Annotated in this window: 21 protein-coding genes; 9 read left to right on the forward strand and 12 right to left on the reverse strand. The window is 54.8% G+C overall.

The window, feature by feature from the left end:
• Positions 1 to 81: 81 nt before the first annotated feature.
• From CUN67_RS15040 to CUN67_RS15055, 4 genes are read right to left on the reverse strand one after another with little or no spacing between them, the layout of a single operon-like run.
• On the reverse strand, positions 82 to 846 hold the full coding sequence (locus tag CUN67_RS15040) for an SDR family NAD(P)-dependent oxidoreductase (RefSeq protein ID WP_208716091.1): 765 nt from the start codon (positions 844 to 846) through the stop codon (positions 82 to 84).
• A complete protein-coding gene (locus CUN67_RS15045) occupies positions 846 to 1,898 on the reverse strand; it encodes a ketopantoate reductase family protein (protein ID WP_208716092.1) in 1,053 nt (350 codons plus the stop codon). The genes CUN67_RS15040 and CUN67_RS15045 overlap by 1 nt, the downstream gene beginning before the upstream one ends.
• A 35-nt stretch (positions 1,899 to 1,933) precedes the next feature.
• Positions 1,934 to 2,629 carry a creatininase family protein gene (locus CUN67_RS15050; RefSeq protein WP_208716093.1) on the reverse strand — a complete coding sequence of 232 codons (696 nt, stop codon included), beginning with the start codon at positions 2,627 to 2,629 and terminating at the stop codon, positions 1,934 to 1,936.
• A complete protein-coding gene (locus tag CUN67_RS15055; protein ID WP_208716094.1) occupies positions 2,616 to 3,611 on the reverse strand; it encodes a GntR family transcriptional regulator in 996 nt (331 codons plus the stop codon). The genes CUN67_RS15050 and CUN67_RS15055 overlap by 14 nt, the downstream gene beginning before the upstream one ends.
• 307 nt (positions 3,612 to 3,918) lie before the next feature.
• Between CUN67_RS15055 and CUN67_RS15060 the strand changes: the two genes are divergently transcribed.
• The 6 genes from CUN67_RS15060 (at position 3,919) to CUN67_RS15085 (ending at position 10,548) form a co-directional block, all read left to right on the forward strand.
• Positions 3,919 to 5,502 carry an ABC transporter substrate-binding protein gene (locus tag CUN67_RS15060; protein WP_254711354.1) on the forward strand — a complete coding sequence of 528 codons (1,584 nt, stop codon included), beginning with the start codon at positions 3,919 to 3,921 and terminating at the stop codon, positions 5,500 to 5,502.
• A gap of 82 nt (positions 5,503 to 5,584) precedes the next feature.
• Complete coding sequence (locus tag CUN67_RS15065) at positions 5,585 to 6,526, forward strand: ABC transporter permease (protein WP_254711355.1); 942 nt, start codon at positions 5,585 to 5,587, stop codon at positions 6,524 to 6,526.
• On the forward strand, positions 6,523 to 7,374 hold the full coding sequence (locus tag CUN67_RS15070) for an ABC transporter permease (protein WP_208716097.1): 852 nt from the start codon (positions 6,523 to 6,525) through the stop codon (positions 7,372 to 7,374). The genes CUN67_RS15065 and CUN67_RS15070 overlap by 4 nt, the downstream gene beginning before the upstream one ends.
• A gap of 18 nt (positions 7,375 to 7,392) precedes the next feature.
• Positions 7,393 to 8,388 (forward strand): ABC transporter ATP-binding protein, encoded by a 996-nt coding sequence (locus CUN67_RS15075; RefSeq protein WP_208716098.1) that lies wholly within the window; start codon positions 7,393 to 7,395, stop codon positions 8,386 to 8,388.
• A gap of 1 nt (position 8,389) precedes the next feature.
• The gene (locus CUN67_RS15080) at positions 8,390 to 9,424 is read left to right on the forward strand and encodes an ABC transporter ATP-binding protein (RefSeq protein WP_208716099.1); all 1,035 of its coding nucleotides are present in this window, start codon (positions 8,390 to 8,392) and stop codon (positions 9,422 to 9,424) included.
• A gap of 395 nt (positions 9,425 to 9,819) precedes the next feature.
• Entirely contained in the window at positions 9,820 to 10,548 is a 729-nt protein-coding gene (locus CUN67_RS15085) for a helix-turn-helix transcriptional regulator (RefSeq protein ID WP_208716100.1), read from the forward strand.
• Between the two features lie 127 nt (positions 10,549 to 10,675).
• On the opposite strand, the gene glyA is transcribed toward CUN67_RS15085, so the two are convergent.
• Entirely contained in the window at positions 10,676 to 11,929 is a 1,254-nt protein-coding gene (gene glyA / locus CUN67_RS15090) for a serine hydroxymethyltransferase (protein WP_208716101.1), read from the reverse strand.
• A 337-nt stretch (positions 11,930 to 12,266) separates the two neighbouring features.
• Between glyA and hmpA the strand changes: the two genes are divergently transcribed.
• Positions 12,267 to 13,451, forward strand: a complete 1,185-nt coding sequence (gene hmpA / locus CUN67_RS15095; RefSeq protein WP_208716102.1) for an NO-inducible flavohemoprotein — start codon at positions 12,267 to 12,269, stop codon at positions 13,449 to 13,451.
• 156 nt (positions 13,452 to 13,607) lie between these two features.
• On the opposite strand, the gene glnB is transcribed toward hmpA, so the two are convergent.
• The 4 genes from glnB to CUN67_RS15115 form a co-directional block, all read right to left on the reverse strand.
• Complete coding sequence (gene glnB, locus CUN67_RS15100) at positions 13,608 to 13,946, reverse strand: nitrogen regulatory protein P-II (protein ID WP_007886217.1); 339 nt, start codon at positions 13,944 to 13,946, stop codon at positions 13,608 to 13,610.
• Between the two features lie 164 nt (positions 13,947 to 14,110).
• On the reverse strand, positions 14,111 to 15,442 hold the full coding sequence (glrR, locus tag CUN67_RS15105; protein WP_208716103.1) for a two-component system response regulator GlrR: 1,332 nt from the start codon (positions 15,440 to 15,442) through the stop codon (positions 14,111 to 14,113).
• Complete coding sequence (gene qseG, locus CUN67_RS15110) at positions 15,442 to 16,116, reverse strand: two-component system QseEF-associated lipoprotein QseG (protein WP_208716104.1); 675 nt, start codon at positions 16,114 to 16,116, stop codon at positions 15,442 to 15,444. Before qseG ends, glrR begins: the two co-directional genes overlap by 1 nt.
• Positions 16,117 to 16,119: 3 nt before the next feature.
• Positions 16,120 to 17,547: a sensor histidine kinase gene (locus CUN67_RS15115; protein ID WP_208716105.1), complete on the reverse strand. Its 1,428-nt coding sequence runs from the start codon at positions 17,545 to 17,547 to the stop codon at positions 16,120 to 16,122.
• Between the two features lie 136 nt (positions 17,548 to 17,683).
• Between CUN67_RS15115 and CUN67_RS15120 the strand changes: the two genes are divergently transcribed.
• A complete protein-coding gene (locus tag CUN67_RS15120) occupies positions 17,684 to 17,959 on the forward strand; it encodes a hypothetical protein (RefSeq protein WP_208716106.1) in 276 nt (91 codons plus the stop codon).
• Between the two features lie 162 nt (positions 17,960 to 18,121).
• Here the strand turns inward: CUN67_RS15120 and purL are convergent, their stop codons facing one another.
• Positions 18,122 to 22,012, reverse strand: a complete 3,891-nt coding sequence (gene purL, locus CUN67_RS15125) for a phosphoribosylformylglycinamidine synthase (protein WP_208716107.1) — start codon at positions 22,010 to 22,012, stop codon at positions 18,122 to 18,124.
• A gap of 269 nt (positions 22,013 to 22,281) precedes the next feature.
• Between purL and mltF the strand changes: the two genes are divergently transcribed.
• A complete protein-coding gene (mltF, locus tag CUN67_RS15130; protein WP_208716108.1) occupies positions 22,282 to 23,742 on the forward strand; it encodes a membrane-bound lytic murein transglycosylase MltF in 1,461 nt (486 codons plus the stop codon).
• Here mltF and tadA read toward each other — a convergent pair.
• Both tadA and yfhb read right to left on the reverse strand, forming a co-directional pair.
• Positions 23,739 to 24,236 carry a tRNA adenosine(34) deaminase TadA gene (gene tadA / locus CUN67_RS15135; protein ID WP_208716109.1) on the reverse strand — a complete coding sequence of 166 codons (498 nt, stop codon included), beginning with the start codon at positions 24,234 to 24,236 and terminating at the stop codon, positions 23,739 to 23,741. The genes mltF and tadA overlap by 4 nt on opposite strands.
• Positions 24,237 to 24,289: 53 nt before the next feature.
• The gene (gene yfhb / locus CUN67_RS15140; RefSeq protein ID WP_208716110.1) at positions 24,290 to 24,928 is read right to left on the reverse strand and encodes a phosphatidylglycerophosphatase C; all 639 of its coding nucleotides are present in this window, start codon (positions 24,926 to 24,928) and stop codon (positions 24,290 to 24,292) included.
• Positions 24,929 to 25,103: the final 175 nt, after the last annotated feature.

A 25,103-nucleotide genomic window follows, 5' to 3' on the forward strand; every position in this document is an offset into this window, starting at 1 on the left:
CCGCAGGGTAATCGATACCGATCTAATAATTTTGTGCGGTACTTTGTCAGAGCCAGTCAGAAAAAGGAATAGAAAGGAGGATTATCTGCCGCCATCAACGCTGAGGATTTGACCGGTGACCCAGTTCGCCCAGTCCGAGGCGAAATAAAGCACCGCGTGAGCAATATCCTCTGCCGCACCCAGCCTTTTGAGGGCGATATTGTCGATCAGCTGCTGCTGACCTTCACTGCCCAGTGCATCCCATTGCTTTTCCGTCGTCGGGTTGCTGCGAATGAAACCCGGCGCAACGTTGTTGACGGTGATGTTCCACGCGCCCAATTCGTGGGCCAGCTGTCGAGTCAGGCCAATTTGCCCCGCTTTGGCGCTGGCATAAGCCTGAATACCGGTCAGGCTGACATCCAGTCCGGCGCGGCTGGAAATATTAATGATGCGGCCAAAACGGCGGGCTTTCATAGCGGTAACCGCCGCCTGTGACATCAAAAAGGCCGCATTCAGATTGACGGCCACAATCGCCTGCCACTGGGCAAAGGTCACCGTTTCCAGCGGCTGCCCCACCTGGCCGCCGACGCCGCCTGCGTTGTTGACCAGCGTATCCACACTTATCTGCTGCGATGCGAGCGAGCTGAACAGCGCGCCAATTGCCTCGGGCGAACTCAGATCCACCACGCAGGCCAGTGCGTCGTTACCACACAACACCGCCGTCTCTTCGACCTGCTCTTTTTGGATATCACAGGCAATCACCCGTGCGCCGCGTGCGGCAAAGGCCAGACAAATGGCCCGGCCAAATCCATGCGCTGCACCGGTCACCAACACCTGGCGGTGAGAAAAATCAAAAGGGTTTTGCATCAGCAGGCTCCCGTTGCGTTGATTTCCAGCAATGCCAGCGTAGCAATACTCTGCGGCAACTCGCCACGCTCAATCCGATGGATCAGCTGCACCAGCTGCGTAGTCAGCGGCATCGCCAGACCATATTCGCGACCAATGTCGATAGCCGGGGCAATCTGCGCGTCAATTTCGGTCTGACGTTTGCGTACCGCTAAATCGCGCCAGATACCAGAGTGGGATTTGGCCGAGCGCCGGTTATGCGCCACCATATCCTCAAAGGATTGACGGGTGTGTTCAGGGCTGGCATCGGGTAAAAACGCCGAAGGATCAAAACCATCAAACCCTTCCAGTACGATATTCTGCGCGTGCGCCACGCTGCCAATTTCCCGCGCCAGCGCCGTCAGCACCGGACGAAAGCGCGACATTGCCAGCACATCGGCGATGCTGTCGTTGGACAGCGCCGTGGCAAACAGCAACGCACCGTAAATCATTTTCGCCCACAGGAATCCCCAGATATTGGGGGTCAGGATCGCTGCGGCATCAAAGTGCTGTAACAGTTGATAAAGCGTTGCGGTACGCGGTCGCGTCACGCCGTCTAACTCACCAATGACGACCGCGCCGCGTCCACCGTGATGAATAACACCGGGTTCAAGGAAGTCTGCACCAAAGTTAAGGAAAGCCCCCACGGTGCGTTCAATGCCAATCTCGTCGGCGATAACGCGTTCGTTGAGACCATTTTGCATCGAGACTACAAAGCCGTCGGGTGCTAAATGCGGCGCAATCTGCCGGATGGCAGCCGCAGTGTGATGTGATTTAACCGCCAGCAGTACACAGCGGAAGTGGCCTGCGAGCTGCTCAGGAAGAAATGCCTGCGCCTGCACAACCTTGTCGCCGAGGGGGCCGGTAATACGTAAGCCGAGCTGGTTGATGGCCGCAACATGTTCAGCGACGTTATCGACAAAAATCACCGGCTGTCCGGCGTCGATAAATGCAGCACCTATTGCGCCGCCAATCGCTCCCGCTCCCCAAATCACCAGCGGGGCTGGGGTTTGCGGCTGAGTGACCACTGACATCGGTTTTTCCTCCGGGAAAGTTGCGCCTCAGCACACTAAAGCGCGTCAATAATCTCGCGAATTTCCGCCAGCGCGGTTTGCCAGATCGCGAGCATTTCCTCATCGGCACGCTGATAATAGCCACCGTAGTTGCCATCGCCGAGATAGGCTTTGGCACGCGTCGGGTCCATTTTGCGTAGCGTCACCAGATCAACCAGCGGTTTCTGCTGTTCAGGCTGTGCCACCCCGGGCAAACGCGTCCACGGAAAATTTTCCATCCACGATGCATGCGACGCTATCGGGTCGATGGACATCACTTTTGCCCAGGTTTTCGGCGCATTCCACCAGTTGTGTAATTGCACCGTCACCCCAGGGTTGTTCACCATCCATTCGCTGAAAATGTTTTGTGCCGGTGCATTACCGCCATGACCATTGATAAACAGAATGCGCCGAAATCCCTGACGCTTCAGGTTATTCAGGATGTCATTCAGCAGGCAGATATAGGTTTGCATGCTGAGGCTGATGGTGCCGGGATAATCGCTAAACGCGGGTGTCATACCAAAAGGCATCACGGGAAAGACAGGAATGCCATAAGACTCTGCGGCCTCTGTTGCCACTTTTTCTGCCAGAATCGAATCCACTGACAGGCTCAGTAGCGCGTGCTGCTCGGTACTGCCGAGCGGCACAATCACCCTATCGTCGGTGGTCAGATAGTGTGCTAATTGCTGCCAGTTCATTTCACTGATCTTCATTACGGTCCCCGGTGTTGGACGCGTGTAAAATCTCCTGCTGCAGCAACGGGACAACAACCCGCTGGATTTCCCCTGCATCAGGTACGTGCCTGTATTCAAAAGAAGATTGTTTCTCTCCCAGCTGGGCGGTGAGTTCCTGAACGCCGGTGGCGTACACCAGGGCGTCGGTCTCTTTTAATAATTCGCCAAGTCGGGGATCATCGCTGTGAACCACCGTGACCTGAGTAACGTGTGGAGCAAAGCGCGCCACGCCATGCGTCATCAGCGCGGTAAATTCTGGAAAAATCGATACCACTAGCGTGCGGGTCAGCGGTTCGAGCGAAGCCAGCGCGCGACGCGTCGCTTCGGACGGAATAAAGCTGATGTTCACCAACGGCAGCCCCGGAAACAGCTGGCTGACTTCACGCCGACGATGGGCAAAGGTCAGCAACAGATCGGCGCTGGCAACGCGCTGGCGCAGAACCTCATCCTGTTTCAGGTCGGTAAGGGTCGTCGCTTCTACCTGCGCGATGTCGCCTACCGTTTCCGCGATGCAGTCGGCGTAATCCCGTGCCGCATCAATAAAATTGCCAATGAAAAAAACCGTTTTTTTCTTTAGCTGACGCTGCCTTTCGCCATAACGGCTGCTGACCAGCGCGCCAAGATCGGCGGCACTTAAGCCGAGCAACATACCGCAATTGATAAACGCATCAAGATGCTGATGCAGCTCACTGACGTCATGTTCCGACGATCCCAGCAACATCGATGCATCAGCGATAAAGGTTCCGGCACCTGGCTTGCTGTACACCAGCTCCGCCGCCCTTAACTCGCGATAGACCTGCGCCACTGTCATTGGCGCGACGCCGAGTAAATCGGCCATTTCTCTCACCGAAGGCAACTGCTCGCCGGGTCTTAACGCGCCAAACGTGATGGCGTATTCAATGATGCCGCGTAACTGCGCCCCCAGTGGGATCGAAGATTCTCGGTCGAGGTGGAATTCCATTACCTGCCCTGGAAGTGTACTGGTCTGTTAATACAATTATGCTGTTTTTTGCGTCAGTGCAAGTCGTTAACGCAAAAAATAATCATAAAATAACTTTTTGTTATAACCACATTGAATTTTTTTGCATTTTTTTTGCGCTAATCATTGACAGTTTGTGAGCAATGCTTCAATTATCGTACCAGTTAACTAGAACACAATCATCACCGCCATTTTTTGCAGGCTCCGCCTCCCCTGTTTTCCGGGGGGCAAACAGGATCCTGACAAGCATTTTTTTCTGACTAAACAGAGAGGCAAGGTAATGAAAGTTATGCCTAAATTAACGTTAATCGCCTTACTGGCAGCCAGTGCCTTCAACGCCCTGGCTGCACAGGCAGCAGAGGTAGTACAGCGCGGCGGAACCCTGACCTATGGCCGCTACGCCGACAGTAATTTCCTCGAACCGGTCCTGAATGAAAGCAATAACGATATCTGGATCCTCTCCAACCTGTATGACACCCTGCTGCTGCCCACCAACGATGGCAAGGGCATCAGACCGGGTCTGGCTACGGCCTGGAAGCTGGCGGCAGACGGTAAAAGCGTCACGCTCACTCTGCGTCCTGATACTAAATTCTCTGACGGCTCACCCATCACTGCCGAAGATGTCAAATGGTCACTGGAACGCGCCGCCAAACCAGGCAACGGCGTATGGCAATTTCTGGTCAGCGCAATCGATAACGTCACTATCAGCGATCCTCACACCGTGGTGATCCACCTTTCACATACCGATCCTGCCATCCTCACTGCCCTGACCGTGTTCAATACCGCGATCATGCCGGAGAAGCAGTTCGAAGCGGAACCGGGTGCCACTGATCACGACAAAGCGGCGGCATTTGCCGAGCATCCGATTGGATCCGGTCCCTTTATGCTGAAGTCATGGCAACATAACTCCACCATGACGCTGGTGCGTAACCCGTACTACTGGGAAAAAGGCGCAGATGGCAAAGCCCTGCCCTACCTCGACGGTATTAAGTTTGAAATCATTCCCGACGATGCGACCCGCATCCTGAAGTTACAGTCCGGCGAACTGGACGGTGCTGAGTTCATCCCTTACTCACGTGTTAAAGAGTTGCAGGGCAACCCGGCACTGAATATGGCGCTGTTCCCGTCAACCCGCGTCGAAGTCGCCAGCGTCAACGCGCGGCCAGAGATCGACGGCAAGCCGAACCCATTGGCAAACCCGAAGGTGCGCGCCGCACTGAACTACGCAACGGATAAAGACGGCATCATCCAGCTGGTCACTTTCGGACTGGGTAAACCGATGACCTCGTTTATGTCGACCTCGACCCCGCTGAACTCCGGCACTAAACCACTCTGGCCAGTGGATGTGGAAAAAGCCCAGACGCTGATGAAAGAAGCCGGTTATGCCAACGGCTTCAGCACCAGCATGAATATTCTGGCGGGCAATGAAGACAGCCTGAGCATCGCCACCGGTCTGCAACAGATGTGGGCGCAGATTGGCGTGAAGTTAACCATTAATCAAATGGATAACGCCACGCTGAACGCCAACTTCCGCAAGGGGAATTTCAGCACCCGCATTGGGCCGTGGACCGATGACATCGCCGATCCGAATGAAATCACCTCGTACTACGCCTATTCGAAGAACATTCAGGCGCTGCACTCAGGCTGGAAAAGCGACGAGCTGGATAAGTTGTTCGAAGCCTCACAGCAGGAAACCAATCCGGCGAAACGCGCAGACCAGTACAAACAAATCCAGGACATCTACAACAGCACCGGTCCGACTATCCCGTTATATGAAAGTTCTTATCCGGTCGCGCTGAAGAAAAATGTCGAAGGATTCGTCCAGATCCCTCTGGGTAATAACATCTTCACCGAAACCTGGCTGAAGAAGTAATTCGTCATTCATTACACAGAGTGAAATCCAGCCATCTGGCGCTGTAGTCACTACAGCGCCACTACGCTGGATTTGGGAGCACGTGTTGACCGAGCTGAGTTATATTTTAAAACGCATCCTGCTGATCATCCCGACGCTGCTGGTGATTCTGGTGGTGACGTTCACCATCGTGCGTCTACTGCCCGGCGATCCCGCCAGCGCGATGATCGGCGACCGCGCCACCGACACTGATGTCAATCGTATCAATCAACAGCTGGGGCTGGATCAGTCTTTGCCCGTGCAGTTTGCCGGGTTTGTGCGGCAGGTGGCCAGCGGCAATCTGGGCAACTCCTATGCGATGCATGCCCCGGTGACGGCGGTGATCGCCGAACGTTTGCCGGTCACCCTGCTGTTAACCGGCATGGCCGCGCTGTTTTCGCTGCTGATGGCGATCCCGCTGGCCTTTATTTCCGCGCTTAAACGCAACAGCGCGACTGACATCACCATTCGCGGCGCATCACAGGTCACGCTGTCGATGCCCTCTTTCTATATCGGCCTGGTGCTGCTGACCGTTTTCGCCGCACAGCTGCACTGGTTCCCGGTCGGCGGTTATGGCGATACCTGGGGACAGCGCATCTATCATCTGTTTCTTCCGGCGATGACGCTGGCAGTGAGCATCACCTCGGTGCTGATTGGCAGCCTGCGCAACTCGATCATCGCCGTGCTGGATGCGGAATACATTACCTTCGCGCGCGCTAAAGGGCTGAGCAATCGGGTGGTGTTGCTGCGCCATGTGCTACGCAACTCACTGATCCCGATGCTGAGCCTGTTTGCCCTCAATATCGGCACCACCATCGGCAGCGCGGTGATCACTGAAACGGTGTTCGCCGTTCCCGGCATCGCGCGCCTGATGGTCGATAGCATTTTCAGCCGTGACTATCCGATGATTCAGGGGCTGGTGATCGTGCTGTCAGTGCTGGTATCGCTGATTTTCCTTATCACCGACATCGTACAGGTGATGATTGACCCAAGGAGGGCACGATGAGTGAATTGATTGTCCAGCGTTCCCTCACCCGGAAGTGGCGCAAATACCTGCCCTGGTCGTCGCTGTTGGGCTGCGTCATTCTGGTGCTCAGCCTGCTGATGGCGTTTTTTCCGCACCTGGTTGCCACTGCCGACCCGCTGAAGTTTGACTATCGCGCCATCCTCAAGGGGCCGAGCCTGCAACACTTTTTTGGCACCGATAACTTTGGCCGCGATATCTTTTCGCGCGTGGTGTATGCCTACCAGGTCGATTTGCAAATCGCCTTCTTTACCACACTTTTCCCGATGGTGTTCGGCACGCTGGTTGGGCTGCTGGTCGGTTATTTTGGCGGCGTGGCCGAGATGCTGTTTCAAAGGATCGTTGATGCGGTAGTGACGTTTCCGCTGCTGGTGCTGGTCATCGCTATCGTCGCCATTCTCGGCCCGGGCCTGAATAGCATGTATATCGCCGTCGGCATCATTTATTGGGTGTTCTACGCCAAATTAATTGCCGGTGAAGTGAGTATTCAGAAACGACTGGAGTACGTGGCAGCCGGTAAAGTCATGGGCTACAGCACGCCGCGCATTATCTTCCGTCACGTGCTGCCGAACGTCATTACTACTACGCTGGTGTACTGGATGACCGATATGGCGCTGGCGATCCTGCTGGGTTCCAGCCTCGGTTATCTCGGCCTCGGTGCACAACCGCCCGCCGCCGAATGGGGCGTGTTGATCGCCTCCGGTAAAAATTTCATGGATACCGCATGGTGGATAACGATTTTTCCCGGCATTGCCATCGTATTAACCGGACTGGGATTCAGCCTGTTTGGCGACCTGCTGGCAGACTGGCTGCGTCCTGGCAGCCGTTAGCAACAATGAGAGCGAATTATGTCCAGCCCGATTTCCCCTTTGCTTGAGGTGCAGCAGCTCAACACCCAAATTCATACCTCGCGCGGTAGCCTGCGGGCGATTCAGGACGTGAGCTTCAGCCTCAATCCGGGAGAGATTCTTGGGCTGGTCGGTGAATCCGGTTCGGGAAAAAGTGTGACGCTGCGTTCTCTGCTGCGCCTGATGCCCGCCAGCGCCGAGGTTTCTGGCTCCGTCAAATGGCAGGGCCGCGAGATTACCCGCATGCAGCCGGCCGAACTGCGCAGCATTCGCGGTGGTGAAATTGCGATGATTTTTCAGGAGCCGATGATTGCCCTCAATCCGGTGTTGACCGTCTGGCGGCAGATTGAGGAAAGCCTGGCTGCCCACACCGATTTAAAGCGCAAACAACGCCGCCAGCGGGCGATTGAGTTGCTGAATCAAGTGGGGATCCCCGCGCCAGAACTGCGTCTCGACGATTATCCGCACCAGTTTTCCGGTGGGATGCGCCAGCGCGTGATGATTGCCATCGCGCTGGCGGGTAATCCCCGTCTGCTGCTGGCCGACGAACCCACTACCGCGCTGGATGTCACCATTCAGGAACAGATCCTCAAGCTGCTGTTCAACCTGCGTGACCAGCTGGCGATGGGGATTATTTTTGTCACCCACGATCTCGGCGTGGTTGCCCAGCTGTGCGATCGCGTGGCGGTGATGTATGCCGGCCGCATCGTGGAAACTGCACCGGTGCGGGAAATTTTCAGCCAGCCCCGTCACCCCTACACCCAGGGGTTGATCGCTTCAGTCCCGCAAAGCGGTGGCGAGCGAAAACCGCTGCTGTCGATTGAGGGCACACCGCCGTCGCTGCTCAACCTGCCGCAGGGGTGCAGTTTTAGCCCGCGCTGTCGTTATAAAACTGACATCTGTCTCAGGGAGGTTCCGCCCCCTGAAGCGCTGAATCCCGAACATCAGGTTGCCTGTCATCATCACGCTAACCTTAACGTCATGGAGGGCATCTGAGATGGTTGAAACCCTGTCACACAGCAGCCTGCCGATCGTCAGCGTCGAAGAGGCCATCGTCCACTTCCCGGTGGCGCAGACCATTCTCGAAAAAATTCAGGGTAAACCCCGTAAGTTTGTGCAGGCGCTGAACGGCGTCAGGCTGGAGCTGATGCAGGGTGAGACGCTTGGCGTGGTTGGCGAGTCCGGCTGCGGTAAATCCACCCTGGCACGCACCATGGTCGGCCTGTTGCAAACCAATGAAGGAAAAATCTACTTCAATGGTAAAGACATCGCGACGTTGCGCGGCAAAGCCCGACGCAGCTTTAATCGCCAGGTACAGATGATTTTTCAGGATCCCTACAGTTCACTGAACCCGCGTATGACCGTCGGCCAGGTGCTGACCGAAGCCCTGTCGGTGCACGGGATGTGTGCGAAAAAAGATATTCCCGCCCGCATCCGTGAGCTGATGGAACTGGTGCGCCTGCCTGCCGACGCCATCGATAAACTGCCGCACGAGTTTTCCGGCGGACAGCGCCAGCGTATTGGCATCAGCCGGGCGCTGGCCGTGGAGCCGCAGGTGTTAATCGCCGATGAACTGGTTTCGGCGCTGGATGTGTCGGTGCAAGCGCAGGTGGTGAACCTGCTGCTGGATTTGCAGCAAAAACTCAATCTGACGGTGCTGTTCGTTGCCCATGATCTGCGGCTGGTCAGGCACATTTCACATCGTGTGGCGGTGATGTATCTCGGCGAAGTGGTGGAAGTGGCGGATACCGAAACGCTGTTTATCAAGCCATTGCATCCCTATACCCAGGCCTTATTACGCGCGGCACCGAGTATGGATCCCAACGATCGCGGTAAAAACGTCAGTCTGACCGGCGAACTCCCCAGCCCGCTTTCGCCCCCTGCCGGCTGTCGCTTTCATACCCGCTGCCCTTTTGTTACTGATCGCTGCCGTACTGAGCGGCCGGTATTGGCCGTGAAATCCGGTGGCCAGCGCGTAGCGTGCCACCTGGTGCCTTTTGAATCTGGTGTGGTGGGGGCTGATCCAGTCTGATGCCTTTTCATGGCGGGTATGATAGAAAACAGGTGACTGGCTGATATTCTGCAACTTTGTGCCGGGCAGAGAGGGTTTCTAATTTGCGTAACATGAATCCTCTTTTCTCTATAGGATGAACGGAAAAGCGAAACATCCCAAATTATGTTTATTGTGACTCACGTCTTATATTACAAGAATTCAGGAACAGTCTTGGCCGTACGCATTTTACAAAATGAGATATACTAAATTCTGAAGCAGAATTCGAAATGAAAAATTCAATTTACCGCTTTGATTAAATGAGAATTATCTTATCAAAGATCAGAAAAGTCCACGCTATGCACACACATTTTCAATTAATTCTGCTGTTATAATCTCCCCAGTTTTTTCTATAGATAATCATGTAAGGTTAGGCGATGATTAAAAAAGGTTTTTTTTCTGATGAAGAAAAGAACGCTTCTATCAAAGAGGTTCTTGAAAAACTCTTGGTTGCTTTTGGCCCACTGGAATATGCTTATGTTGTGATGGACAAAAAAAATCCCGAGAACATGATTGCCATTAGTAATGTTTCAGATTTCTTTAAAGTATATTTCGAGAAAAAATATCAGAATATCGATCCCATTGTTATAAAATCACTGAACAATTTCTCATCATTTAAATGGGATGAAAACATCAGAATTGCCTTTGAACCTACACCCAGTAGAGTCTTTGAATTAGCGAAAGAATATAACATTCTCTATGGCTACTCTTTTGTTTTACATGATCCTTATGGCTGCATGGCTGTTTTATCATTCGCCTCCGATAGGCTCTACAGACCGGAACTCGATGAATTATTCGAAAATTCAAAAGAAAAATTGCATTGGATTCTGGTTCAGATTCATGAAATGTTGCTTCAAATATATAAAAACGAACAGAATAGCAATGAAAAAAGCATCAAAGAACTTACATCTCGTGAAATGGAAATACTTTACTGGAGTAGTATCGGAAATACCTATCCCGAAGTTGCCAGAATATTAGGCCTCTCTGTTAGCACAGTAAAATTTCATATGGCAAATGTTGTGAAGAAAATGGGGGTAAAAAACGCCAAACATGCCATTCGATTGTGTGCGGAATTAGATCTTATTTCACCCTCATACGATAATTGAAACATCAATAATTAGAAACTCAAAAAATCATTCTGAGATGAGCAGACTTTATAAAAGTTCTTATATGCACTTTCGATTTACTTAAAATGCTGGCGCAAAAACGCCAGCATCAGATGTTAAAACCAAATCAGGCATAAACCGGCAGACGTGCACAGATATCCAGCACTTTCTGCTTGGTACGTTCGATGGTCGCTTCGTCGTTGACGTTGTCCAGCACATCAGCAATCCAGCCTGCCAGTTCACGCACTTCTGCTTCTTTGAAGCCACGACGGGTCACTGCTGGCGTACCGATACGTACACCGGAAGTCACGAACGGGCTTTTCGGATCGTTCGGTACGCTGTTTTTGTTGACGGTGATGTTAGCACGGCCCAGCGCGGCATCCGCTTCTTTACCGGTCAGGTTTTTGCTCACCAGATCAATCAGGAACAGGTGGTTATAGGTGCCGCCGGATACGATGTTGTAACCGCGCTCAATCAGCACTTCCACCATCGCTTTCGCGTTTTTAGCCACCTGCTGCTGGTAAGTTTTGAACTCAGGTTCCATCGCTTCTTTGAACGCGACAGCTTTACCGGCGATCACGTGCATCAGCGGGCCGCCCTGGCCGCCAGGGAATACTGCGGAGTTCAGTTTTTTGTACAGCTCTTCATCACCGTTTTTCGCCAGGATCAGGCCGCCGCGCGGACCCGCCAGGGTTTTGTGGGTGGTTGAAGTCACGATATGCGCATGCGGAACCGGGTTTGGATAGACGTCAGCGGCGATCAGGCCAGCCACATGTGCCATGTCAACGAACAGGTAAGCGCCAACGCTGTCCGCGATTTCACGCATTTTTGCCCAGTCAACCACGCCAGAGTAGGCAGAGAAACCACCGACGATCATTTTCGGCTTATGGGTTTTCGCCAGTTCTGCCAGCTCGTTGTAATCAATTTTGCCAGTTTCATCGATGCCATAAGGCACCACGTTATACAGTTTACCGGACAGGTTAACCGGTGAACCGTGAGTCAGGTGACCACCGTGTGCCAGGTTCATACCCAGAATGGTATCGCCCGGTTGCAGCAGTGCGGTGTAGACAGCGAAGTTTGCCTGAGAACCAGAGTGCGGCTGCACGTTAGCATAATCAGCGCCGAACAGCGCTTTCGCGCGGTCAATCGCCAGCTGCTCAACGATATCAACGTATTCACATCCGCCGTAGTAGCGTTTGCCCGGATACCCTTCCGCGTATTTATTGGTGAGCTGTGAACCTTGCGCCTGCATAACGCGCGGGCTGGTGTAGTTTTCAGAAGCAATCAGTTCAATGTGCTCTTCCTGACGCACTTTCTCTTGCTCCATCGCCTGCCACAACTCGGCATCATAATCGGCAATGTTCATATCACGCTTTAACATCCGCATCTCCTGACTCAGCTAACTTTTTAACGGCAATTTAAGCCCCGCGAAGGGGCGAAGGCCCACAGTGTAAACCGTTTTGTCAGGTGACGGTAGCAGCAATCCCCTCTTTTTACGCAAACGATTGGCAAGGCGCTGGAACGGGTTTTTTACGCATTTTTGCAAGCCAGAGAGTCACGATATTTTCTCAGAATGAAGCGGAAAAAATTTCAGGTTTGTGTGAGAGATTCCAGTAAACCTGAATTATCCCTGAGCATTCAGGGGGATTTACAACCACTGCTTGCGCGCATAAGATGTATTTAAAATACAACTTTTAAAATGCTATGAGGATTCACCCATGCTTGACGCGCAAGACATCGCTATCATCAAATCCACCCTGCCCGCCATTGCCGAATTAGGCCCCCAACTCACCGGTCACTTTTATCAGCGTATGCTGACGCAGCACCCGGAACTGAAAGATGTGTTCAACATGAACAATCAGCGCAGCGGCAACCAGCGTGAAGCGCTGTTCAACGCCATCTGCGCCTACGGCAGCAATCTGGAAAACCTCGAAGTGCTGCTACCCGCGGTGGAAAAAATCGCCCAGAAACATACCAGCCTGAATATTCAGCCCGAGCAGTACGCCATCGTCGGTGAAAATCTGCTGGCGACCATTCAGGAGCTGCTGAATCCGGGCGACGATGTGTTACAGGCATGGGGCAAGGCGTATGGCGTGCTGGCTGAGGTGTTTATCCAGCGCGAAGAGGCGATTTATCGCGCATCCGCAGCGAAAACCGGCGGCTGGCGTGGTGCGCGTGATTTCCGCATTCGTGCCATTCAGCCGCAGAGCAGCGTGATTAAAAGCTTTGAACTGGAACCAGTGGATGGTGGAGCGGTGGCGGATTTCCTGCCCGGCCAGTATCTGGCCATCACCCTGCGTCCGGATAGCCAGGGCAATCTGCAACATCGTCAATATTCACTCACCCACCAGCCAAATGGTCAGTTCTATCGTATTGCGGTGAAACGTGAAGATCAGGGCGCGGTATCTAACTGGCTGCATGATCAGGCGCAGGTCGGGGATGTGGTGCAGTGCGCGGCACCGGCGGGTGATTTCTTCCTCCAGGCTGAGCCTGCTACCCCTGTCACCCTGATCTCAGCGGGTGTCGGCCAGACGCCGATGCTGGCGATGCTCGCCAGCCTGGCAGAACAACAGCATCCGGCAGCGGTAACCTGGCTGCATGCGACAGAAGACGGTAAGCAGCATGCCTTCGCCGGGGAAGTTAAGGCGCTGGGTAGCCGTCTGCCCAACTTTAGCAGCCACGTCTGGTATCGCCAGCCTGCCGCCGCAGACGCTGGTCATTATGATGCGCAGGGATTGATGGATTTAGCAGGCGTCTCGGCTGAACTCAGCCAGCCCGATCGTCAGTTCTGGCTCTGCGGCCCGCTGACGTTTATGCAGTTTGTCGCGCGCCAGTTGCTGGATGCGGGTGTTGCAGCTGACCGTATTCATTACGAAGTGTTTGGCCCGCATAAGGTGCTGTAAGTTCAGGCCCCCTACCCGGCATGAGAAAATAAATGCGCCGCAACCCAATATCGTACCAGGTTGTAGCGGCGCAATTTATTGCGCGCTTTTGGATGGTGGCATTGCTGAAAAAAATAGCGCGATAAATCGCGCCGCTACATCAGTTTGCCGTGGCGATTAGATCGCCTCTTCGTCTTCTTCACCGGTACGGATACGCACCACACGTGCCACGTCAAAGACAAAGATTTTACCGTCGCCGATTTTGCCGGTTTGTGCAGTTTTCATGATGGTCTCAACGCAGGTATCAACGATATCGTCGCCCACCACCATTTCGATTTTTACTTTCGGCAGAAAATCGACCATATACTCGGCACCACGATACAGTTCAGTGTGCCCCTTCTGGCGACCAAATCCTTTCACTTCGCTGACCGTCATCCCGGTGATGCCGACTTCCGCTAACGCTTCGCGTACATCATCGAGTTTAAATGGTTTGATAATTGCATCGATCTTTTTCATCACAGATCCTTTTTTCACTCCCTCCGTGGCCGGACGGGTAACAGATAGTATAAATGTTCCTGCCGCAGCCGCTGGCTCAGAGCCGTCTGTGGCGTCAAAACAGGACTTTCTCCTGCTTTCTGTCCGAATGCTGGGGCAACAGGCCGAATCGCAGCGGCAGAAAGCTACTCTTTAAAATCACTGGCGTCCAGTTCATGGCGCGACAGCAGCTTATAAAACTCGGTGCGGTTACGTCCAGCCAGACGCGCAGCATTGGTCACATTTCCTTTGGTCATTTGCAGCAGCTTACGCAGATAGTTCAGCTCAAACTGATTGCGGGCTTCGACAAAGGTCGGCAGCGCGGTGTTCTCACCCGCCAGTGCCTGTTCAACCAGCGCATCACCAATCACCGGTGAAGTACTCAGCGCCACGCACTGCTCAATGACGTTCACCAGTTGACGCACATTACCCGGCCAGCTGGCTCCCACCAACCTTTTCATGGCATCTACCGAAAAACTGCGCACAAAGGGTTTATGACGATCGGCAGACTGACGCAGCAAATGGTTCGCCAGCAGGGGAATATCTTCGGCACGTTCATGCAGCGCCGGGATCTTCAGGTTCACCACGTTGAGGCGATAGTAAAGATCTTCGCGAAAGCTTTTCTTTTCCATCGCTTTGGGCAAATCGCGGTGGGTGGCAGAAATGATGCGCACATTGATGCTGACATCATGATTACTGCCGAGCGGGCGAACCTTGCGTTCCTGTAGCACGCGCAGCAGCTTCACCTGCAGCGCCTGTGGCATATCGCCAATCTCATCGAGGAATAGCGTGCCGCCCTCCGCCGCCTGAAACAACCCCTCGCGAGCACTCACCGCACCGGTAAACGCCCCTTTGGCGTGACCGAAAAGCTCAGACTCCAGCAACTGCTCCGGTAACGCGCCACAGTTGATGGCGATAAAAGGTTTACTGGCGCGTGGGCTGGCGGCATGAATCGCCTGCGCCAGCACCTCTTTACCGGTGCCACTCTGGCCGTTAATCAACACACTGACGTCGGATTGCGCCACCATATGCGCCTGTTCCAGCAGCCGTAACATCAGCGGGTTGCGCGTAACGATAGATTCGCGCCAGCCATCATCGGTTTCGGGCGCACGTAGCGCCAGAGCCTCATCAATCGCTTTGTATAACGCATCGCGATCTACCGGTTTGGTAAGAAAGCTGAATACGCCCTGCTGGGTGGCAGAGACGGCTTCCGGGATCGAACCATGCGCAGTCAGAATGATCACCGGCAGGCCCGCGTGGCGTTTCTGAATTTCGCCAAACAACGCCAGACCGTCCATCTCATCCATCCGCAGGTCGCTGACCACCAGATCAACCTTCTCTTTTTGCAGATGACGTAAGGCTTCCGGCCCGCTGGCCGCTGTCGCGACCTGATAGCCTTCACTGCTGAGACGCATGCCCAGCAGCTTCAGCAAGCTCGGATCATCATCCACCAGCAATAATCGTGCGGCCTGTTTCATTATGGCTGCTCCTCATTCGCCGTACCGCTGGCACTGCGCGACGTATCGCTGCTGTCGGGCGCTTTGCGCGAGGACAGCTGACGCTCGATATCCGTCAGGCGCTCCAGCTTATGCTGCATATCCGCCAGCGAGGTACGTAGCGTGCGTTGCTGCTGGCGCAGGCTATCCAGCTCGGAATCGGTACTTTGCTGTAGCCGCGCGTAACGGCCACGTGCTTCGCTCAGTTCAAGCTGAGCGGCCTGATTACTCCGCCACAACTGAATCAGCGGGCGGACTGCCGCCGGAAACGTCGTGCTGTAGCCATCCAGCGCCTCAACATAGTCGCGGCGCTCCTGCGGCGTCACGTTACCGTTAGCCAGCAATATGCCCTGCTTAAAGGCACGTGACCAGCCCTGCACCGGCCAGCGGCGTGCTTCCGCCCGGGCTTCAGCCGGTGACAGACGCTCGGCACAATCAATCGCTCGCTGCCAATACAATGGGTTGCTCATGGCAGCCGGGTACTCAATTTGCCAGACATTGCCGCAATCCGTCGCCAGATAGTCCGGCAGACGTACCTGTGGCTCCGGCTGAATGTTGTCGTCTCTGAGGGCGCTGTCTGTAGAAGGTGCATGGCAGCCCGCAAGGCTGAATACCAGCAGGCTACCGGCAAATATTTTTTTGAGGGATAAATTCATTGATCAGGCATTCCCGGCGGTGGTAGTCAAAATGATACGAAAACAGACATCCGCGTCCTTGTGTGTCACCAACTGCAAATCGCCTTGCATCCTGCGCAGGCAATCTTTGGCGATGCTTAAACCCAGTCCACTGCCTTTCACCGGCCCCTTGCGTTGTTGGCTGCCCTGATAAAAAGGCTCAAAGATCATCGCCTGCTCTTCAGCCGGAATCGGTGTGCCGGTGTTTGCCACCTCAATCCACACCTCATTGCCCTTCTGCTGACTGTGCAGCCAGATGTTACCGGATTCGCTACCGTAGTTCACGGCGTTCGAATAAAGGTTATCGATCACCCGTTGCAGCAAGGTGGCTTCAGCCAGACAGTGGTTGACCTGTAAATCCACATGGGTGCTCATCTGGCGCGCATGGGCTGGCAGCGAATGCGATTTCACCACCGTATCGACGATAGTATCCAGCGTCACAACATCCAGCGCCATCGGGCCATCAGCCAGTTTGCGGTTGTAATCCAGCAACTGCTCGATCAAACGCTGCAAATGACGGCTGCTGGTATCCAGAATCGCCACCACTTCCTGCTGCTCGCTATTCAGTGGACCCGCCACCTGATCGGCTAACAATTCGGTGCCTTCGCGCAGGCTGGCAAGTGGCGTTTTCAGCTCATGGGAAAGATGGCGTAAAAACTCGTGGCGTTGCGCTTCCAGCCAGCTCAGGCGTTCACTCAGCCAGACAATACGTTTGCCGAGCGAGCGAATCTCACGCGGACCACGGAAGCTGATACTGTCCCCCAGCGCCTTGCCTTCACCCAGCCGGTTGATCATCCGCTCCACCCGCTTCACCGGCCCGATAATCATGCCGGTAAACAACAGCACCAGCGCCAGACTGATCAGGAACAATATCAGCGCCTGCCAGCCAAAAAACTGGCCACGATCGGCAATTTCACGCTGCAATTGCAACCCCCGCGAAAACACCACTTCGCGGGTTTCCTGCACCATTTGCGCATTGGTATCGGAAAAGTGCTCAAGGGCAGTCGATGCCGGTGCGGAGGGATTGCCGCTGGCACATTGCAGCGTTTCCAGCTGCGGCAGCGTTGCGGCTAACAGTTTGAACGAGGGCAAATCCGGCAGGCTGGCAGCGTGGGTGCTGAGCATCTGACCGTAGTGCGCGCGTTGCGTCTGATAGAGCCGTGCCAGGCTGTCATCACCTAACACGCAATATTGACGATAGCTACGTTCCAGCTCGATGGCGGTACGCGCCATCGCTTCGCTGCGACGGACATCGGTAAAGGTGTTGCGATTGGTGTCCGCCGCCTGATTACTCAGCGCCGACAGGCTTTCCCATGCCTGCCACGCCAGCACCAGCAGTGGCAGCAGGACCAGCAGGAACGCCATCAGCACCAGCTGACGCAGCGAACGGGGAAATAAACGCCATCTCTTCACAACCGGATTTCCTTAAATTTCTACTGCAGGAATGCTAGCGGAGTCTGAAAGCGGAAGAAAGCACAGATAAGAAAACGGCAGGCGCGATGGCCTGCCGTTGAGCGTGACGCCGAATGCCTCACGCGGGAATAAGGTGGTGCCTAACTCAACGTTACGTCCGATGCTTGATAACGTTGCAAAGCAAGCGATTATCGGTTGGGTGGACGGCAGGCACCGTTTGGTGCGTCATTCAGTTTTTATGAGCTCAACCGCAATGCGGGGCAATCATAAGCAGGAGAATGAGCAACGTAATGAGTATAGCAAACATCGTGCCAAAAATAAAATAGCGTTAATAATCAGACAAATGCTTTCTCAGAATGATAACCAGCGCAAAAAATTTACCGTCCGGTCCGAAAAAACTGTCGCTGATTAGCAACGCGTTTTTGAAGGAAAAATTACACCTAATAATATCAATGCGTTAAATGTCACCTTTTGGCGACAGGCTAACCGTAGCGGTGTCGCTGTTTTCCGACACCATAAAAAAGGGGTGTCCTGATGGACACCCCTGATGCGCGATAAATCGCTCCGGGTACGTTTAACCCAACTGCTTACGCGCGTTGCGGAAAATACGCATCCATGGGCTGTCTTCGCCCCACTCTGCCGGGTGCCAGGAGTTGCTCACGGTACGGAACACGCGCTCCGGGTGCGGCATCATAATGGTCACGCGACCGCTTTCGTTGGTGACAGCGGTGATACCGTTCGGGGAACCGTTCGGGTTGGCCGGGTAAGTCTCGGTCACCTTACCGAAGTTGTCCACGAAGCGCAGTGCCACCAGACCTTTGCTTTCCAGCGCCGCCAGATGCGCACCATCACGCACTTCAACAAAGCCTTCGCCGTGTGACACAGCGATCGGCATATGCGAACCGGCCATGCCGTCCAGCAGCAGCGACGGGCTGGCGGCCACTTCCACCAGGCTGAAGCGCGCTTCAAAACGTTCTGACTGGTTACGCACAAAGCGCGGCCACAGTTCGCTGCCCGGTACCAGCTCACGCAGGTTGGACATCATCTGGCAGCCGTTACATACGCCCAACGCCAGCGTCTGCGGACGGTGGAAGAAGTTTTCGAACTCATCACGCACGCGGCTGTTGAACAGGATGGATTTTGCCCAGCCTTCACCCGCGCCCAATACGTCTCCGTAGGAGAAGCCACCACAGGCAACCAGCGCATGGAACTCTTCCAGACCGCGACGGCCCGCCAGCAGGTCGCTCATATGCACATCGACCGCGGTGAAACCTGCACGATGGAAGGCTGCCGCCATTTCAACGTGGGAGTTGACGCCCTGCTCACGCAGCACCGCCACGCGCGGACGCGCACCGGTCGCGATCATCGGCGCAGCCACGTCTTCCTCCGGTTTGAAGGTCAGGTGGACATTCAGGCCAGGATCGTTGTCATTTTTCTTCGCTTCATGTTCCTGATCGGCACAGGCCGGGTTATCACGCAGACGCTGCATCTGCCAGGTGGTTTCTGCCCACCAGGTACGCAGCGTGGTACGGCTTTCGCTGTACACCGCATGCTCGCCAGAACGAATCACAAAGCGATCGCCTGGCTGCGCCTGACCAATCACATGGACATTGGTCATCAGGCCATGATCAGCGAAAGTCTTCAGCACCGCATCACGGTCAGCAGCGTTGATTTGCATCACTGCGCCCAGCTCTTCGGTAAACAGCGCCGCCAGTGCATCACTACCCAGCGCCGCGATGTCGGCTTCGATACCGCAATGTCCGGTAAACGCCATCTCAGCCAGCGTGACCAGCAGGCCGCCATCGGAACGGTCATGGTAGGCCAGCAGTTTCTGCTCAGCCACCAGCGCCTGGATAGCGTTAAAGAAACCAGCCAGCTGACCCGCGTCACGCACGTCCGCCGGTTTGTCACCCAGTTGGCGATAGACCTGGGACAGCGCCGTTGCACCAAGCGTATTTGCGCCATTGCCCAGATCCACCAGCAGCAGCAGGTTGTCTTTGTCAGCCTGCAATTCTGGCGTCACGGTACGGCGCACGTCTTCCACGCGGGCAAAGGCGGTGATGACCAGCGATAACGGTGATGTCATTTCGCGCTGCTCATTCCCCTGCTGCCAGCGGGTTTTCATCGACATGGAGTCTTTACCCACCGGGATGGTAATACCCAGTGCCGGGCAAAGTTCTTCGCCAACCGCTTTCACGGCTTCATACAGACCGGCATCTTCACCCGGGTGACCGGCTGCCGCCATCCAGTTCGCGGACAGCTTCACGCGTGTCAGTGGGCCAATGGCCGTTGCTGCCAGGTTGGTCAGGGCTTCACCCACCGCCAGGCGGCCTGACGCGGCGAAGTCGAGCAATGCTACTGGCGCGCGTTCGCCCAGTGAGAAGGCTTCGCCGTAGTAGCTATCGAGGCTGGCGGTCGTCACTGCACAGTTGGCAACCGGAATCTGCCACGGTCCGACCATCTGGTCACGTGCCACCATGCCGGTTACGGTACGGTCACCGATGGTGACGAGGAAGGTTTTCTCTGCCACCGTCGGCAGATGCAGTACACGGTTTACCGCGTCAGCAAGGGTGATGCCGTCGCGCTGCAACATCTCACCTTTCGCCTGCTGACTGACCACATCACGCGTCATCTTCGGCGTTTTGCCCAGCAGCACATCCAGCGGCATGTCGATCGGTTTGTTGTCGAAATGGCTATCCGCCAGGCTCAGATGCTGTTCTTCGGTGGCTTCACCAATCACCGCATAAGGTGCGCGCTCACGCTGACACAGTTCATCGAACAGCGCCAGTTTGTCCGGCGCAACCGCCAGCACATAACGTTCCTGCGATTCGTTACACCACACTTCCAGCGGGCTCATGCCTGGCTCATCGCTCAGCACGTCACGCAGATTGAAGCGACCACCACGGCCACCGTCGCTGACCAGCTCCGGCATCGCGTTAGACAGGCCGCCCGCGCCCACGTCATGAATAAACAGAATCGGGTTAGCTTCGCCCAGCTGCCAGCAGCGATCGATCACTTCCTGGCAACGACGTTCCATTTCCGGGTTGTCACGCTGTACTGAGGCAAAATCGAGGTCAGCATCAGACTGGCCCGAAGCCATGGATGAGGCTGCACCGCCACCGAGGCCGATGTTCATTGCCGGGCCACCCAGCACGATCAGCTTGGCACCCACCACAATTTCGCCTTTCTGCACGTGATCGGCACGGATGTTACCGATGCCGCCCGCCAGCATGATCGGTTTGTGATAGCCACGCAGTTCTTCACCGTTGTGACTGTTTACGCGTTCTTCATAAGTACGGAAGTAGCCGTTCAGTGCCGGACGACCAAATTCGTTATTGAACGCCGCGCCACCCAGCGGGCCTTCGGTCATGATGTCCAGCGCCGTTACGATACGGTCCGGCTTACCGAAGTCTTCTTCCCATGGCTGTTCAAAGCCTGGAATACGCAGGTTGGAAACCGAGAAGCCCACCAGACCCGCTTTAGGTTTGGCACCCCGTCCGGTTGCGCCTTCGTCACGGATTTCACCACCGGAACCGGTCGCAGCACCTGGCCACGGAGAAATTGCCGTTGGGTGGTTATGGGTTTCGACTTTCATCAGGATATGCGCAGCTTCCTGATGGAAATCATATTCGCCTTTTTCGGCATCGGCGTAGTAACGGCCAACTTCAGAACCTTCCATCACCGCCGCGTTGTCTTTATAGGCAGACAGCACATGGTCGGGCGTTTGTTCGAAGGTGTTTTTGATCATTTTAAACAGCGACTTCGGCTGTTTTTCACCGTCGATAATCCAGTCGGCGTTGAAAATTTTGTGACGGCAATGCTCAGAGTTCGCCTGGGCGAACATATAGAGTTCAATGTCGTTCGGGTTGCGACCAAGCCCAGTGAAGGCGTTCAGCAGGTAGTCGATTTCGTCATCGGCCAATGCCAGACCCAGCGTGGTGTTAGCCTGTTCCAGCGCCTGACGGCCCCCGCCCAGCACATCAACGCTTTTCAGCGGCTGCGGCTCATGATGAGAAAAAAGTTGCTGCGCATCATTAAGATCGGCGAATACCGTTTCCATCATGCGGTCATGCAGCAGGCTGGCAAGGGTTTGCCACTGCGCTTCGGTCAGTTGCGGTGCCTGGACATAGAACGCCATACCACGTTCCAGACGACGCACCTGCGGCAGGTCGCAGTTGTGGGCGATGTCGGTCGCTTTGGAAGACCAGGGTGAAATGGTACCTGGACGCGGCGTCACCAGCAACAGACGCCCTTGTGGCGCATGTTCGGCGAGAGACGGACCGTATTTCAGCAAGCGTTGCAGGCGGGCTTTTTCGTCCGCACTCAATGGCGCGCTGACATCGGCAAAATGGACGTACTCGGCGTAAATATCACTCACCGGCAGATGAGCGTCCTGAAAGCGGGTCAGCAGTTTGTTTACACGAAATGCCGACAGGGCGGGCGAACCACGCAGAATTTCCATCATTAAAGATCTCTCGTCTTCGAAGCGCCGGGCGACGCTTCATTGGGCGCAACAGGGAAAACGGGGCGTATTATAGAGAAACAGCACCGGTTACGAAACCGTTTGCGCAGAATTTATAGGCATCAGGATTTGCCTGAATTTTGCGCAAATCTTGCTATATAAGTTGCTCCGGCTCGCTTTGTTGCGCAAAATGCCCTTCGCTCTGGGAGTTCATACAAGATCAATACTGCCTTTTAAAGACAGAGGCCTTAGAGCCAGCGAGAGACAACTATTTGAAACGCCTGAAATTAAACTATCTGCTTATCGGTCTGATCACCGTGCTACTTGCGCTGGCACTGTGGCCGTCGATCCCCTGGTATGGGGGTGGCAAAGACGCGATATCGCAGATCAAATCACGGGGAGTACTGCGCATCAGTACCGTAAACTCCCCGCTGACGTACTACACCATCAACAATGCACCAGCCGGTATGGATTACGAGCTGGCAAAGCGCTTCGCCGATTATCTTGGCGTCAAACTCCAGGTAACGGTGCGTCCGAACCTCGGTGACCTGTTTGACGATCTTGATGATGGTAAGGCAGATTTGCTGGCGGCGGGCCTGATCTACAACAACGATCGCATTGCCCGTTATCAGACCGGGCCGAGTTATTACTCGGTATCGCAACAGCTGGTGTATCGCATTGATAAGCCGCGGCCCAAAAACCTCGGTGATCTGAAAGGCCGCCTGATTGTGCAGTCCGGTTCTGCGTACCTGTCAACTTTACGTTCCGCAAAAACCGGAAACTATCCTGATCTCGACTGGTCTATCGCGACCGACCAGGGGCAAAAAGCACTGCTGGAAGCGGTGGCGGACGGCAAGCTGGACTACACCGTGGGGGATTCTGTCACCATTGGCCTGCTGCAACGCATCCACCCGCAGCTGGCGGTGGCCTTTGATATCACCGATGAAGAACCCGTCACCTGGTATCTGCCGCGCAATGAAGAAGATGACAGCCTGAATGCGGCGATGCTCGACTTCTATAGCCAGATGAGTGAAGAAGGCACCATGGCGCGGCTGGAGGAGAAGTATCTCGGCCATGTCGGCACATTTGATTACGTCGATACCCGTACCTTCCTGCGCGCCATCGACAATACCCTGCCGGATATCAAGCCGTTATTCGAGAAGTATGCCGCCAGCATCGACTGGCGTCTGCTGGCGGCGATCTCTTATCAGGAGTCGCACTGGAATCCGCAGGCAACTTCACCCACTGGCGTGCGCGGTATGATGATGCTGACGCGTAACACTGCCGATAGCCTTGACGTTGCCGATCGTCTCGATCCTGAACAAAGTATTCGCGGTGGCAGCGAATACCTGCAACGCATGGTGGAAAAAGTGCCAGAGACCATCCCGGAAGATGAACGTATCTGGTTTGCACTGGCCGCCTATAACATGGGCTATGCCCACATGCTGGACGCACGTAAGCTGACAGCCAAACAAGGTGGCAATCCCGATAGCTGGGCCGATGTGAAGCTGCGTTTACCGATGCTCAGTCAAAAACGCTACTACGCGCAAACCACTTATGGCTTTGCGCGTGGCCATGAGGCGTATAACTACGTGGAAAATATCCGTAAGTATCAGATTAGTTTGGTGGGATATTTACAGGAGCAGGACAAACGGCTGGCGCAGCAGTCAGCCATGGAAGCGGAACTGGGAGCCGGTTACCCCGCTGTCGAACCGAAAATTGCGATGAATTAACCCGCGTCGCGCTGTGCCTGACGCAGCGCTTTTTTCTGCTCACGTCGCATACGGAAAAAATCACTCAGCATCGCGGCGCATTCTTCCGCCAGCACACCGGATGTCAGCTGGATTTGGTGGTTCATGCCGGGATGACCAATCACATCCAGCAGCGAACCAACGGCACCGGTCTTTTCATCTTTCGCGCCATACACCAGTCGGGTAATCCGGCTATGCACCATCGCTCCGGCACACATCACACAGGGTTCGAGCGTGACGTATAACGTGGTGTCCAGCAGGCGATAATTTTCCAGCACTTTCCCCCCCTGACGCAGCGCCATGATTTCAGCATGAGCGGTGGGATCATGCTGACCAATTGGCCGGTTCCAGCCTTCGCCAATCACCCTGTCCCCCTGCACCAGTACCGCACCGACCGGCACTTCCCCCTGATCCCACGCCAAACGTGCGAGGCGTAAAGCGTGACGCATCCAGTATTCATCAGTCTGTGGGTTCACCGGGTAACTCCTGCGGGCAATTAAGGGCGGCGCATTATAGCGAAATAGCGAGGTTATTCCAGCTGCTGCAGCTCACCACGTGGGGTGACGCGCCAGCGATGCTGGCAGAAGAAGAGCAGCGGGTTATCCTGCTTGCTGTCACTGTAGCCACTGTACAATTGCAGCGGCGTGCCGATTTTCTCCTCCAGCTGCGCCACTTTTTCATGCCCCAGACACCGCATGGCCAGAAGACGCCCACCCCGTCCAGGCTTCATCTGGCTGGCAATGAGTTGTACGCGCGGCAGAAAGGCCGAATCGAAATACACCTGCTCCACCAGCGATTGCGGCGAGCCGGTGATTAACCAGACATCGGCATCATCGCTACTGAGATAATCCGTCAGTCGCTGCTGTACCACCGGGAAAGCGGTGACGCGCTGGCGGAACCAGCGAGCAAATTCGGCTTCGCGCTGCAACAGGCGTTTTTCACTGTGACCGAAGGTGATGGCCCACAGCAACAAACTCATCGGCCAGCGCGCGGCGCGCCCTTTAAACAGTAATCCCGCGCCAATCACCGGCAACAATGGCACCACCAGCAGTAAATTCAGCGGCTGGTGTTTCAGCAGATAACGCATAAAGGTGCCGAACATGTCCTGCTGGTGTAGCGTGCCGTCGAGATCAAAAAACACCACGCGTCGTTGCGTACCCTTTGTCAAACCTCTCTCCTTCCATTCTGCTTTATCATGCATGCTCTTGAGTGTAGCCAGGTGAACGCGGTCATTTTTAATTCCAATGACTACAATGCCCGCTGAATAGTTTATTCTTATTGTCGGCAGGCTGCTATGTGACATTCCTTGCCACATTTATCAGGCTAAACAGGCATTACGTTCT

The organism is Pantoea cypripedii (assembly GCF_011395035.1).
In the GTDB taxonomy this organism is placed as follows: Bacteria; Pseudomonadota; Gammaproteobacteria; order Enterobacterales; family Enterobacteriaceae; genus Pantoea; species Pantoea cypripedii_A.